The sequence below is a fragment of the Streptoverticillium reticulum genome (assembly GCF_047456005.1).
GTDB classification, from domain to species: domain Bacteria; phylum Actinomycetota; class Actinomycetes; order Streptomycetales; family Streptomycetaceae; genus Streptomyces; species Streptomyces reticulum.
In genome coordinates, this window is sequence record NZ_CP179755.1 from 6,350,373 (window position 1) to 6,363,303 (window position 12,931).

Genomic DNA, 12,931 nt, shown 5'->3' on the forward strand with positions numbered 1-12,931 from the left:
GGTACCTGAGTCCGGGACGACGAGGTGGGCGGCAGCCGGGCATGGCGATGTGTCCTCACTCAGGGTCCGCGCCCTGGCTCGACGTGACCGGCGACCAGAGTTCCTGGCTCCCGGGCGCGCGCTGCGCGGCGCGCTCTCCGGTGACAGTGGCGGGACCGCGCCGGATTCGCACCGGCTTCCTCTGTAGCTGTCGCCGTTTGGCGTTGGGCAGTCCACCACGCCCGGGGAAGGGGCGTCAATTCGAACAAACGGCGGGCGGACTGACGTTGTCAGTCCGCCCGCCGTCCGCGGAACGGGGGTGCTATCCCACGATCAGGTAGATGCCGTACCCCACGGCCGCCGCGCACAGTGCGTAGCAGGCGTAGGCGCCGCTGCGTGCGGCCGCCGTGGCGCGGGACGTCGTGCCGACGATACCCAGGGTGAAGAAGCCCACCAGAGCCACCGTCACCACGAGGCTGACGCCGAAGACCTGGCCGAGAGCTGCCCAGTCGATGTGCATGGTGTGTCGTCCTTCAGCTCGCGGCAGCGGCCGGGGCGGCGGCGGGCCGTCCGGCGTCGGGGGTCGGGGCGATCGGTCCGGCCGGCGGCGGGGCGACGGCCTGGAGGGCGGCGGTGACCACACCGGCCGGCTCGGAGGCGGCGGGCGCCGCGGGGCCGACGTGCGGCGCGGTGGCGGTCGCGTCCACGGTGTCGTGGGTGACCGGCTTGCGGCGCGAGGCCAGCCAGATGGCGCCGCAGGCGGCCAGCGCCAGGACCGCGACCGCGGTGATGCCCCAGTCGCCCTGGTCCGCGAGGAACGCGGCGCCGCCGGCGACGATGCCCGCGGCGGGCAGCGTCAGGCACCAGGCGGCGACCATGCGCCCGGCGGTCGACCAGCGCACCACGGCGCCCTTGCGGCCGAGGCCCGCGCCCATGATCGAGCCGGAGCAGACCTGGGTGGTGGAGAGGGCGAAGCCGATGTGCGAGGAGGCGAGGATCACCGTCGCGGCGCCGGTCTGGGCGGCGAAGCCCTGCGCCGGCTTGATGTCGGTGAGGCCCTTGCCGAGCGTCTGGATGATGCGCCAGCCGCCCAGGTACGTACCGAGCGCGATGGCCACGCCCGCCGAGACGATGACCCACAGCGGCGGGTCGGAGTGCGGGGCGACGACGCCGCCGGTGACCAGCGCGAGGGTGATGACACCCATCGTCTTCTGGGCGTCGTTGGTGCCGTGGGCGAGGGAGACCAGCGCGGCCGAGGCGATCTGCCCGGCGCGGTAGCCCTTGGCGGTCTCCTGCTCGTCGCGGCCGCGCGCCAGGCGGTAGGTGAGCCGGGTTGCGGCCATGGCCGCGACGCCCGCCACGACCGGTGCGGCGACCGCCGGGATGACGACCTTCATGACGACGGCGTCCGCGTGGACGCCGTGGGAGCCGACCGAGACCAGCGTGGCGCCGATCAGGCCGCCGAAGAGGGCGTGCGAGGAGCTGGAGGGCAGACCTGCCAGCCAGGTCAGGAGGTTCCAGACGATCGCGCCGACGAGGCCGGCGAATATGATCTCGGGCCTGACTCCGGCCTTCTCGTCGATGATGCCGCCGGAGATGGTCTTGGCGACCTCCACGGACAGGAACGCGCCGACGAGGTTCAGCACTGCCGACATCGCCACCGCCACCTTGGGCTTGAGCGCCCCGGTGGAGATGGTGGTGGCCATGGCGTTGGCCGTGTCGTGGAAACCGTTCGTAAAGTCGAACACCAAGGCCGTGACGATCACGATCCCGATGAGAAGCGTGATGTGTTCCATTCACCCAGGCAATCAGCTCGATGGTCAGTACGCGGTGGACCGTAGGGATCCTGGGTGAACGGAAGGTGAACTGGACAGGGACGGGTGTCGGCCACAACCGGAGGGTGATGTCGATGACGCATCGCGAGGAGTACGCCCGTTCGACCCGGATTCCCCCAGGAATCCCCGAGACCTGGGCCGCCGTGGTGACCGCGGCCCTGCGCACCGTTGCTGACGGACTGGTTGTGGGCACGTCCGGAAACGTCTCTGCGCGGGTGGGAAATGTGGTGCTCGTCACGCCGACGGGCGTCCCTTACGACCGGCTTCGCCCCGAAGATGCCGTGGGCGTGGACCTCGACGGCCGACAGGTCCTCGGCGAGCTGAGACCCACGAGCGAACTCCCCATGCACCTCGCCGTCTACCGCGCCACCGACGCCGCCGCGATCGTGCACACCCACGCCGTCCACGCCACGGCCGTCTCCACGCTCGTCGACGAACTGCCCCCGGTCCACTACATGGCCGGGGCCCTCGGCGGACCGCCCCGGGTCGCCCCCTACGCCCTCTACGGCAGCGAGGAACTCGCCCGCGGCGTACTGCAGGCGCTCGACGGCCGCACCGGCTGCCTGCTGCGCAACCACGGCACGCTCACCCACGGCGCCACGCTCGACCAGGCCTACGACCGCACCGCCCAGCTGGAGTGGATGTGCCGCGTCTGGCTCGCCGCCGCCTCCGTCCCCGGCCGCACCCCCACGCTGCTGGACCCGGAACAGCTCGCTGCCGCCAGTGGTCGGCTCGCCGGGTACGGGCAGCCCGGCTGAGCACGGCGCCCAATAAGGGGCGCGGGGAACTGCGCGACCAGCCACGACGCGCCCGCAGTCGACGTGCTGCCCCGGGGCTTCGCCCCGGACCCCGATGTGGTGCTTCGGCCGCGGGCCGTGGGTGGCTGGTCGCGCAGTTCCCCGCGCCCCTGACGGGGCGCGTCCGGCCCGCTGGCCGCTTCGGTCGCCCCGGCCGACACTGGAAGGGATGCTCCTGCGCAGAGCGACGGCCGCGGCCGTCACGACCCTGATCGGTGCCGGAGCGGCCGCGGTGGCGGCCGGGCGGTACGCGGGCGACGCTGCCCTCAAGGTCTCCGCGGGCCCCCTGCCCGGTGAGCAGCACGTGGCCGTCCACGCCGCCGACGCGGTGACGGTCACCCTCACCCGCACCCCCGCCACGCTCCGCCCCGGCACCTACGGACTCGCCGGGCCCGGGCTGCACGCCGTCGTCGGCCCCGTCGTCGCCGACGTCTCGCACCCGCACGACTGCGTCGTACGACACCTGGAGAGCGTCGCGCACGGCGCCCTGGAGCCCGGCGCCCGGGTCTGGCTCACCCCGCAGCTCTACACGGGCGGCCCGCAGGAGGCCCTCGGCATGCACCACACCGACCTGGACGTGGCGGGCGAGCTCGGGCCGCTGCCCGCCTGGTTCGTCCCCGGCGTCCGCGACACCTGGGTGATCGCCGCGCACGGCCTGGGCACGACCCGCTCGCACCCCCTGAACCTGCTGCCGTTCCTGCAGCGCCTGCGGTTCCCCGTGCTCTCCGTCTCCTGTCGCGGTGACCTGGGCGCCCCGCGGCCGCCGCACGGAATCGGCCACTTCGGCGCCGTCGAATGGCGGGATCTCGATGCCGCCGTCCGGCACGCCGTGCGCAGCGGCGCCCGGCGCACGGTGCTCTACGGCTGGTCGACCGGCGCCACCATGGCCCTGCTCACCGCCCTCGACTCCGCCGTGGGCGACCGCGTCAGCGGCCTCGTCCTCGACTCCCCGGTCCTGGACTGGCAGGCCGCCCTGCGCTCCCTGGCCCGGCACCGCGCCCGCGGCGCCCTCCTCGGCCTCGCCGTGCGTGCCGCCGAGGGCAGGACGGGCCTGACCGCCGACGGGCTCTTCGCCGCCGCCGACACCACCCGGCTCGCCGTTCCGGCGCTTGTCCTGCACGGCACCGACGACACCGTCGCACCCCTGCGGCACTCCCGCGAACTCGTCGCGCGCCGACCCGATCTGATGCACTTGCACACCGTCCGCGGGGCCGGGCACGCCGGGGCGTGGAACGCCGACCCGCAGGGCTGCGAGGAGGCCCTGCGGCGCTTCCTGACACCCCTGATGTAGCTTCCGCGCGTGCGCCCGGAGCCTCCCGTCAGCAGGCGTGCGCGGCCGGATAGTTGATTCCGATTGGGTTTTCGGAGCGTGAACGGCAAGACTGCTCCTGTGACGTCCCGTACTCCGCGCGACTCCCGGCTCAGACTCGTTCCCCGACAGCCGATCGCCGCCGCCCGCCGGGCAGTGGCGAACCGAGGCTCCCGACCGGCGCCCCGCCCGCCCGCGGGCACACCGGCCCGGGCGGAACTCGCCCAGCAGGCCAGAGCCGGCCTCACCGGCGCGGTCCGGCTGGCCCGCTGGGCCGCCGACGCGTGCCTGCGCGGCGCCTCGGTGGCGGGCCCCGGCGGACTCGCCGACGCCGCCGGGCAGGCCGCGGACGCCCTGGGACTGACGGCCGGGCAGGTGCGCTCCGACTGGGACCGGGCCCGGCTCGCCGGGCTCCTGGAGCTGCACGGCGGCACCGCCCGCCCCGGCTGGCGGCTGACCGCCTGGGACCGCGACGACAGCGCCGTGCTGCGCGGCTGGGTCGCGCTCTTCGACGCCTGGTCCCTGGCCCACCCCGAGCCCGCCGGCACCGACCTGGCCGTGGCCGCCGAGGTCGTCGAGGCGGTGCCGCAACTGCTGTCCGTCATGCACCTGTCGGCCGGACCGGTCGCCGAGGCGATGCTGCTCGACCTGCTCCAGCAGCGCGTCGCCGAGATCCGCGCCGAGCGCTGCGAGATCCCCTACGACGGCGGCCGGCCCGTCCCCGCCGCCCCCGCCCCCGGCGGGCCCGACCCGCTGCCCGGGCTGCTCGGCTGGGCCCTGGAGGCCCTCGCCTCGGTCGGCGCGCTCGTCGTGCGCGACGGCGCCGCCGTGCTCACCCCGCTCGGCAACTGGGCGGTGTGGGTCAAGCTCGAACAGATCTGCGTGGCCGCCCAGAGTCCCGCGGGCAACATCGAGCTGGGCGCCGAGGCCATGCTGCGCGGCTGCGCCGACCTCACCCCGGGCCCGGCCCGCGCCGAGTACCGGGCCTGGCTCGCCGCCAGGCCGGTGCGCAGCGCGGTCGCCGAGCTCCTCGATGCGGCCCGCGGCGACGACGCCATGGTCCGGGGCCTGGCCTTCGAGGCCCTGCGTGCCGTCGGTGCCCCCGCGGAGAGCGCGGTGCGCACGGTGGCGGAGGAGCCGTGCCTGCGCCCGTATGCGCTGCTGTGGATCGCCGAGCACGAGGGCAGCGACCCCGAGGAGGCGGCCGGGGTGCTCACCCGCGAGGAGGCCACCTGGCTGTGGGTGGACACGGCGGCGGCCGTCGCCGACCACGGCGAGAGCCGCCTGCTGGTTCGTCACCTGGACTCGGCGGTACAGGGGACCGTGCCGGGGCTTCTGGAGGAGGTCCGCGCCGTCGGGCATCCCCGCACCGTCCAGGTGCTGGTGGCACTGGCTGCGGCGCATCCGGATCCTGCCTTGGCGAAGGCGGTGCGGCGGGCGGCGTTCCAGGTGCACCGGGGAGGGGCGTAGGCCCCGTAAGGGGCGCGGGGCTGTATCGATTTGCGGCTCCGCCGCGTGGGCGCGACCGGCCACGACGCGCCTGCAGTCGAAAGACCCGGGGCTTCGCCCCGGACCCCAGGGTGGTGCGTCGGCTGCAGGCCGGTGGGGGCTGGTCGCGCAGTTCCCCGCGCCCCTTACGGGGCGCCTGGTCGCGCCCACGCGGCGGAGCCGCTGGGGGTACCTCCCAGCGGTAGCTGGGGGAGTGAACAGCCCCGCGCCCCTTACGGGGCGCACTGTCACCGGAACGTGTCGCACCGCCCCATGTCGCCCGTCGAGTACCCCGTCGTGAACCACTGCTGCCGCTGCGCAGCAGACCCGTGCGTCCAGCTCTCCGGTGTGACCCGGCCCTGGAACCTCTCCTGGATGCGGTCGTCCCCGACCGCCGCGGCCGCCGAGAGCCCGTCCTTGATGTCACTCTGCGTCAGCTGAGTGACAAGCGGCTTGCCGGTGGACTTCTCCGGTGTCGTCGTCGCGTGCTTCGCCCACACCCCGGCGTAGCAGTCGGCCTGCAGCTCGACCTTCACGGACGCGCTGTTGGCGCCCTTTTCGCCGCCCTGGGTGCGGGCCAGGGTGCCCTGCAGGTTCTGGATGTGGTGCCCGTACTCGTGCGCCACGACGTAGGCCTGGGCGAAGGGGCCGCCGCTCGCCCCGAACTTGGTCTTGAGCTCGTCGAAGAAGCCCAGGTCCAGGTAGACCTTCCGGTCGCCGGGGCAGTAGAACGGGCCGACCGCCGAGGTCGCGGCCCCGCACGCGGTCTGCACCTGGCCCGTGAAGAAGACCGTCGACGCCGGGGTGTAGGTCTTCCCCCGCCGCGCCAGCTCCTGGCTCCAGAAGGACTGGGCGCTGTTGACGACCGCGACGATCCGGCAGTCCTGGCGGGCGTTGGCGTCCTTGCCCGTGCGGCAGTGCTGCGCGACCTGCGCGTCCGTACTGGACGTGGCCGTCGGGGACTGGCCGCCCGAGGACAGCCCCAGCTCCTGCGGGCCGATGCCGAAGAACAGCCCCAGCACCAGGGCCAGCAGGCCCACGATCCCGCCGCCGATGGTGAGCCCGCCGCCGGGGATCCCGCCGCCCCGCCGGTCCTGCACCTGGGAGGTGTCCAGCTCCGCGTCGTCGTCGAACTGCATGCCCCGCCGCCTTCCGTACCCGGTCCGTCACCCCGAGTATCCGTGAAGCGGCGGTCGGCGGCCCGGAAATCGACTTGCCCGTCACCGCTAGACTTCTCCCTATGGCATATCTCCCTGTGCATTAGACGGCGTCGCACGACCGCAGTCCGTCCCGTCCGCCGTCCGACCTGCCCAGGAGCAGTCCTTCCGTGATCACCGCCTCCGGTATCGAGCTGCGCGCCGGCGCGCGCATCCTCATCGAGTCCGCCTCCTTCCGCATCGCCAAGGGCGACCGCATCGGCCTCGTCGGCCGCAACGGCGCCGGCAAGACCACCCTCACCAAGTGCCTCGCGGGCGAGGGCATCCCGGCGGCCGGCACCATCACCCGCTCCGGTGAGGTCGGCTACCTCCCGCAGGACCCCCGCACCGGCGACCTCGAGGTGCTGGCCCGCGACCGCATCCTCTCCGCCCGCGGCCTCGACGTCCTGCTGCGCAAGATGCGGGAGAACGAGGACCGGATGGCGAACGGCAAGGGCGCCACCCGCGAGAAGGCGATGAAGAAGTACGAGCGCCTGGAGACGGAGTTCCTCACCAAGGGCGGGTACGCCGCCGAGTCCGAGGCCTCCACCATCGCCGCCGCGCTCAGCCTGCCCGACCGGGTGCTCGGCCAGCCGCTGCACACCCTCTCCGGCGGTCAGCGCCGCCGCGTCGAGCTGGCCCGGATCCTGTTCTCCGACGCCGACACCCTGCTGCTCGACGAGCCCACGAACCACCTCGACGCCGACTCGATCGCCTGGCTGCGCGACTACCTCAAGACCTACCGCGGCGGCTTCATCGTCATCTCCCACGACGTCGACCTCGTCGAGACCGTCGTCAACAAGGTCTTCTACCTCGACGCCAACCGCTCGGTCATCGACGTCTACAACATGGGCTGGAAGCTCTACCAGCAGCAGCGCGAGGCCGACGAGAAGCGCCGCAAGCGCGAGCGGCAGAACGCGGAGAAGAAGGCCGCCGCCCTGAACTCCCAGGCCGACAAGATGCGTGCGAAGGCCACCAAGACCGTCGCCGCGCAGAACATGGCCCGCCGCGCCGAGAAGCTGCTCGCCGGGCTGGAGGCCGAGCGGGTCTCCGACAAGGTCGCCAAGCTGCGCTTCCCCGAGCCCGCGCCCTGCGGCAAGACGCCGCTGACGGCCGAGGGCCTGTCGAAGTCGTACGGCTCGCTGGAGATCTTCACCGACGTCGACCTGGCCATCGACAAGGGCTCCCGCGTCGTCATCCTCGGCCTCAACGGCGCCGGCAAGACGACCCTGCTGCGCCTGCTCGGGGGCGTCGAGAAGGCCGACACCGGCGAGGTCGTCGAGGGCCACGGCCTCAAGCTGGGCTACTACGCCCAGGAACACGAGACGCTCGACCCGGACCGCACGGTCCTGGAGAACATGCGGTCCTCCGCGCCCGACCTCGACCTGGTCGAGGTGCGCAAGGTGCTGGGCTCGTTCCTGTTCTCCGGCGACGACGTGGACAAGCCCGCGGGCGTCCTCTCCGGCGGCGAGAAGACCCGTCTCGCCCTGGCCACCCTGGTGGTCTCCTCGGCGAACGTGCTGCTGCTCGACGAGCCCACCAACAACCTCGACCCCGCCAGCCGCGAGGAGATCCTCGGCGCCCTGCGCACCTACAAGGGCGCGGTCGTGCTGGTCACCCACGACGAGGGCGCCGTCGACGCCCTCCAGCCGGAGCGCATCATTCTGCTGCCGGACGGCGTCGAGGACCTCTGGGGCCCCGACTACGCCGACCTGGTCGCCCTGGCCTGACGCGGGGCCCCGCCGGCCGTGATCGGGGCCGTCCCGATCATTCGGCCGATGCGTGATCCATCATCTGAGTGAGGACGGCTCGTACCGGGGTGTCGCGGTGCGCTCCGGCGCACGCGCCGCCCCGGCTCCCGGACCCCCGCCCCGGGAGTGCTTCCAGTGCCCCCTCTGACCTGCTTCTTCACTCCGCCACCCGGACGGCCGTACGACCGGATCCGGACGGAATCGCCTGCTCCGGGCCCTGGTACGGGCGGGAATCTTGGGTTCCGTTTCCTGCGGAGTTCCCATGGACCTTGCCGAATGGGTGGCCAGGACGCCGCCTAGGGGTGATCATGAGAGACAAGAGGAGCATCTCCCCCTGAGGAGGCACGGGTGGCCGAGACTCTGAAGAAGGGCAGCCGGGTGACCGGCGCCGCGCGCGAAAAGCTCGCGGCAGACCTGAAGAAGAAGTACGACGCTGGTGCGAGTATCAGGGCGCTGGCCGAAGAGACCGGTCGCTCCTACGGCTTCGTGCACCGGATGCTCAGCGAATCCGGCGTGGTCCTGCGAGGCCGCGGCGGAGCCACGCGCGGCAAGAAGGCCGCCTCGGTCTGAGGTCGCGCGACACGTCAGTTGTGGGCAGCCCACCCGGTCGGCCGACCCGTCGGCCGGGTGGTTACTGTGCAGTACGTTTCCATGCGACTGCGGCCACTCGGAGGCCCCCATGACTGCTCGCAAGACCCTGCTCGACCAGGACGGCGTCCGGCTCGACGTCGACGACACCGGTGCCGTTGCCACGGTCACGCTCGACCGTCCCGCCAAGCGCAATGCCCAGTCGCCCGCCCTGTGGCGGGCCCTGACCGCGGCGGGCCGGCAGCTGCCCGGCAGCGTGCGCGTCGTGCTGCTCCGCGGCGAGGGCAAGTCCTTCTCCGCGGGCCTCGACCGGCAGGCGTTCACGCCCGAGGGCTTCGACGGCGAGCCGTCCTTCCTGGACCTCGCGCACGGCACCGACGAGGCGCTCGACACCGAAATCGCCTCCTACCAGGAGGCGTTCACCTGGTGGCGGCGCACCGACCTCGTCTCCATAGCGGCCGTGCAGGGCCATGCGATCGGTGCGGGCTTCCAGCTCGCCCTCGCCTGCGACCTGCGAGTCTGCGCGGACGACGTGCAGTTCGCCATGCGCGAGACCAGCCTGGGACTGGTCCCCGACCTGGGCGGCACGCAGCCGCTCGTCGAACTGGTCGGCTACGCCCGGGCGCTGGAGATCTGCGCCACGGGCCGCTTCGTCCACGCGGAGGAGGCGGAGCGCACCGGCCTGGCCAATCTCGTCGTCCCGGGCTCGGAACTCGACGCCGCCGCGGCCGACTTGGCGGCAGCGCTGCTGGCCGCACCGCGGGATGCGGTCATCGAGACCAAGGCCCTGCTGCGGGGCGCTGCCGGCCGTACGTACGACCAGCAGCGCGCGGCCGAACGGGCGGCGCAGGGGCGCCGTTTGCGGGATCTGGCGGGGCTGGGGGAGTAGCCGCGCCGCAGCGCCCCGTAAGGGGCGCGGGGAACTGCGCGAGCAACCACGACGCGCCCGCAGTTGCCCCGGACCCCGGGGTGGTGCGTCGACTGCAGATCGGCGGTGGCTGATCGCGCAGTTCCCCGTGCCCCTTACGGGGCGCAGATCCACCGGACACGCCCTAGGGTGGCAGCTGGACGTCCCCCGGACGAGAGGCGGTCGGTGATGGCCGACACACCACCCCAGGCCAAGGCCAAGGCGCCGGCCGACCCCGCAGAGCGCGGCCGGACCACCATTGCGGACGGCGTCGTCGAGAAGATCGCCGGGCTCGCCGCCCGGGACGTGCTCGGGGTGCACGCCATGGGCAGCGGGCTGTCCCGCACCTTCGGCGCGGTGCGGGACCGGGTGCCCGGGAGCAGCCGGTCCCTCACCCGGGGGGTGAAGGCGGAGGTCGGCGAGGTCCAGACCGCGCTGGATCTGGAGATCGTCGTCGATTACGGGGTCGCCATCGCGGATGTGGCCCGCTCGGTGCGGGAAAACGTCATTGCAGCGGTGGAGCGGATGACGGGCCTGGAGGTCGTCGAGGTCAACATCGCCGTGACGGACGTCAAGCTGCCGGACGAGCGCGAGGACGAGGAAGAGCCGGAGCCCAGGATCCAGTAGGGAGCGCACGATGAGCATGGCCGTGGCCGGCCTGATCGCCGGCATGGCGCTCGGATTCGCCGGATACTTCGGCGGTTTCGGGGCCTTTCTGCTGGTGGCGGCCCTGGGCGCCGTCGGCTTCGTGGCGGGCCGGCTCCTGGACGGCGACCTGGAGCCGGGCGACCTCTTCCGCACCCGGGACCGCGGCGGACGGCGGCGGTAGACATGCGGGACGGGCAGCCGGTGGCACCCGGCGAGCGCGGCGCGACGCGCATCGCCGACGGTGTCGTCGCGAAGATCGCCGCACAGGCGGCCCGCGAGGCCGTCGACGGCACACTTCCGCACACCACGGTGACGGTGCACGGGCGGACGGCCCGCGTCCGGGTGGCCGTCGAGCTGGAGTACCCGACGGACATCGGCGCCCGCTGCCGTGCCGTGCGGACCCGGATCGCCGAGCGGGTCGCGGAGCTGGCCGGCCTGGAGGTCCCGGAGGTGGCGGTCACCGTGGAGCGGCTGCGCTCGCCGCACCTGGACGAGGGCCGGGAGCGGGTGCGATGACTCCCCCAGCTACCTCCCCCGGCTACCGCTGGTGGTGCCCCCAGAGGTACCCCCACCGCGCCCGGCGCTTCCGGTCCGCCCGCCGGGTGCCCGCCGCTCTCGTCGCGGCCGTCGTGCTGGGGGCTTCGGGAATCCTGCTCCACGACATCGTCGCCGTCCGCGCGTCCCGCCCCGCGGTGCCCTGGCGCCGCCGGCTCGCGCACGAGCTGGCCACCCGCCCCCTCGACGGCACCTGGGCGACCTGGTGCGCGGCCGCCGCCGTCCTGGCGGGCTGCTGGCTGATCGCCCTGGCCGTCACGCCCGGGCTGCGCGGGCTGCTTCCCCTGCGCCGCGACATCCCGGACATGCGGGCCGGGCTGGACCGCACGGCCGCCGAACTGGTGCTGCGCGACCGGGCGATGGCGGTCTCCGGCGTGCAGTGGGCACGGGTCGACGTCGGCCGTCGCAGGGTCCGGGCCCGCGCCCGTGCGCACTTCAGGGACCTGGACGAGGTGCGTGCGGACATGGACGCCGTACTGGCCGACGGCGTGCGGGAGTTGGGCCTGGCCCGGCAGCCCGCACTGTCGGTGCGGGTGGTGAGGGCCCGGTGCTGAGCGCCGTCAACCGGGTGCTGGTCGGGCTGGCCGGCCTCGTGCTGCTGGCCCTCGGCACCGCCGTCCTGGCCGGCCGCCCGCACGGCGTGCTGCTGAGCACCGCCGACCGCCACAAGTGGCGTGCCCACGGCTGGTGGTGGCCGACGGTCATCGCCGTGCTGTCCGTACTCGTCCTGCTCGCGCTGTGGTGGCTGCTCGCACAGCTGCACCGGCGCCGGCTGCGCGAGGTGGTCGTGGACTGCGGCGACGGCGGGACGGCGGTGGTGCGGGGACGGGCGCTGGAGGCGGTGCTGGAGGCCGAGGCGGGGGCCCTGGACGGGGTGGACCGGGCCCGGGTGACCCTCACCGGCCACCGCACGGCCCCCGGGGCCAGGATCACCCTGATCCTGGCCCCGCACGCCACACCCGTCACGGCCCTGCAGCGGCTGCACGAGGCGGTGCTGGCCCCGGCGCGCACGTCGACCGGCCTGACCGACTTCCGCGCGGAGATCAGACTCCGCGTGGTACGCCACCGGGCGGAACGGGTGGAGTAGCGCCCCGGAAGGGGCGCGGGGGCGCACCCCGTCTCAAATCCCGTGCAGCGCCCCGCCATCCACCGGCACCATCACACCGGTGACGTACGACGCCGCAGGCGACAGCAGAAAGGCCGCCGCCTTGCCGAACTCCTCCGGCGTGCCGTACCGCCCCAGCGGAATCCGCGCCGTGTGCCGGGCACGGGCCGCCTCCGCGTCACCGGACAGCGTGTCGAGTTCGCGCAGCCGGTCCGTCTCGATCCGCCCCGGCAGCAGCCCGATCACGCGGATGCCGCGCGGCCCCAGCTCCACGGAGAGGGACTTGGCGAACCCGGCGAGGCCGGGCCGCAGCCCGTTGGAGATCGTCAGCCCGGGGATCGGCTCGTACACCGACGAGGACAGCACGAAGCCGATCACCCCGCCCTCGGTCAGCGCCTCCGCCGCCGTCCGCGCCAGCCGCACCGCGCCGAGGAAGACCGATTCGAAGGCCGCCCGCCACTGGTCGTCGTCGTTGCCGTCCGCCGAACCGGGCGGCGGGCCGCCCACGCTGACGAGGACGCCGTCGAGGCGGCCGAAGCGTTCGCGGGCGGTGGCGACGAGCCGCTCCGCCGCCGCGGGGTCGGCATTGTCGGCGGCGACGCCGACCGCGTCCGTGCCCAGTGACGCGGCCGCCCGTGCCGCGGCATCGCCGTCCCGGCCGGAGACGACCAGCCGGGCACCGTCGGCGGCGAGCTCACGGGCGGCGGCGAACCCCAGCCCGCGGCTTGCGCCGGTGAGCACGTACACCTTGTCCTTGAGTCCGAGATCCATGG

At 73.8% G+C, this 12,931-nt stretch carries 15 protein-coding genes and 1 riboswitch; of the genes, 11 read left to right on the forward strand and 4 right to left on the reverse strand.

Features of this window, described 5'->3' with window-relative positions; all coding sequences use genetic code 11:
- Positions 1-97: 97 nt before the first annotated feature.
- A riboswitch (cobalamin riboswitch) is annotated at positions 98-186 on the reverse strand.
- Positions 187-301: 115 nt separating this feature from the next.
- Both ACMATS_RS29235 and ACMATS_RS29240 read right to left on the reverse strand, forming a co-directional pair.
- Positions 302-499, reverse strand: coding sequence for a hypothetical protein (locus ACMATS_RS29235; RefSeq protein ID WP_390777462.1), 198 nt, complete (start codon positions 497-499; stop codon positions 302-304).
- A gap of 13 nt (positions 500-512) precedes the next feature.
- The gene (locus ACMATS_RS29240; protein WP_390777461.1) at positions 513-1,775 is read right to left on the reverse strand and encodes an inorganic phosphate transporter; all 1,263 of its coding nucleotides are present in this window, start codon (positions 1,773-1,775) and stop codon (positions 513-515) included.
- A 113-nt stretch (positions 1,776-1,888) separates the two neighbouring features.
- Here ACMATS_RS29240 and ACMATS_RS29245 point away from each other — a divergent pair, with 113 nt between their 5' ends.
- The 3 genes from ACMATS_RS29245 to ACMATS_RS29255 all read left to right on the forward strand — a co-directional run bounded on the left by ACMATS_RS29245 (position 1,889) and on the right by ACMATS_RS29255 (position 5,390).
- Positions 1,889-2,572: a class II aldolase/adducin family protein gene (locus tag ACMATS_RS29245; RefSeq protein WP_390777460.1), complete on the forward strand. Its 684-nt coding sequence runs from the start codon at positions 1,889-1,891 to the stop codon at positions 2,570-2,572.
- A gap of 208 nt (positions 2,573-2,780) precedes the next feature.
- Positions 2,781-3,902: an alpha/beta hydrolase gene (locus ACMATS_RS29250; RefSeq protein WP_414169592.1), complete on the forward strand. Its 1,122-nt coding sequence runs from the start codon at positions 2,781-2,783 to the stop codon at positions 3,900-3,902.
- A 99-nt stretch (positions 3,903-4,001) separates the two neighbouring features.
- Positions 4,002-5,390, forward strand: coding sequence for a hypothetical protein (locus tag ACMATS_RS29255; protein WP_390777458.1), 1,389 nt, complete (start codon positions 4,002-4,004; stop codon positions 5,388-5,390).
- 266 nt (positions 5,391-5,656) lie between these two features.
- Here the strand turns inward: ACMATS_RS29255 and ACMATS_RS29260 are convergent, their stop codons facing one another.
- On the reverse strand, positions 5,657-6,547 hold the full coding sequence (locus ACMATS_RS29260; RefSeq protein WP_414169593.1) for a neutral zinc metallopeptidase: 891 nt from the start codon (positions 6,545-6,547) through the stop codon (positions 5,657-5,659).
- A gap of 188 nt (positions 6,548-6,735) precedes the next feature.
- Here ACMATS_RS29260 and abc-f point away from each other — a divergent pair, with 188 nt between their 5' ends.
- From abc-f to amaP, 8 genes are all read left to right on the forward strand, one after another.
- Entirely contained in the window at positions 6,736-8,334 is a 1,599-nt protein-coding gene (abc-f, locus tag ACMATS_RS29265; protein WP_414169594.1) for a ribosomal protection-like ABC-F family protein, read from the forward strand.
- Between the two features lie 369 nt (positions 8,335-8,703).
- A complete protein-coding gene (locus tag ACMATS_RS29270; protein WP_043263790.1) occupies positions 8,704-8,925 on the forward strand; it encodes a helix-turn-helix domain-containing protein in 222 nt (73 codons plus the stop codon).
- A 109-nt stretch (positions 8,926-9,034) separates the two neighbouring features.
- Positions 9,035-9,832 (forward strand): enoyl-CoA hydratase/isomerase family protein, encoded by a 798-nt coding sequence (locus ACMATS_RS29275; RefSeq protein WP_390777455.1) that lies wholly within the window; start codon positions 9,035-9,037, stop codon positions 9,830-9,832.
- Between the two features lie 207 nt (positions 9,833-10,039).
- Positions 10,040-10,477 carry an Asp23/Gls24 family envelope stress response protein gene (locus tag ACMATS_RS29280; protein ID WP_414169595.1) on the forward strand — a complete coding sequence of 146 codons (438 nt, stop codon included), beginning with the start codon at positions 10,040-10,042 and terminating at the stop codon, positions 10,475-10,477.
- 10 nt (positions 10,478-10,487) lie between these two features.
- Entirely contained in the window at positions 10,488-10,679 is a 192-nt protein-coding gene (locus tag ACMATS_RS29285) for a hypothetical protein (RefSeq protein WP_414169596.1), read from the forward strand.
- A gap of 2 nt (positions 10,680-10,681) precedes the next feature.
- Entirely contained in the window at positions 10,682-11,014 is a 333-nt protein-coding gene (locus tag ACMATS_RS29290) for an Asp23/Gls24 family envelope stress response protein (protein WP_414169597.1), read from the forward strand.
- The gene (locus ACMATS_RS29295; protein WP_390777451.1) at positions 11,011-11,607 is read left to right on the forward strand and encodes a DUF6286 domain-containing protein; all 597 of its coding nucleotides are present in this window, start codon (positions 11,011-11,013) and stop codon (positions 11,605-11,607) included. The genes ACMATS_RS29290 and ACMATS_RS29295 overlap by 4 nt, the downstream gene beginning before the upstream one ends.
- Complete coding sequence (amaP, locus tag ACMATS_RS29300; protein WP_414169598.1) at positions 11,601-12,140, forward strand: alkaline shock response membrane anchor protein AmaP; 540 nt, start codon at positions 11,601-11,603, stop codon at positions 12,138-12,140. The genes ACMATS_RS29295 and amaP overlap by 7 nt, the downstream gene beginning before the upstream one ends.
- Before the next feature lie 33 nt (positions 12,141-12,173).
- On the opposite strand, the gene ACMATS_RS29305 is transcribed toward amaP, so the two are convergent.
- The gene (locus ACMATS_RS29305; RefSeq protein ID WP_414169599.1) at positions 12,174-12,929 is read right to left on the reverse strand and encodes an SDR family oxidoreductase; all 756 of its coding nucleotides are present in this window, start codon (positions 12,927-12,929) and stop codon (positions 12,174-12,176) included.
- Positions 12,930-12,931 lie beyond the last annotated feature (2 nt).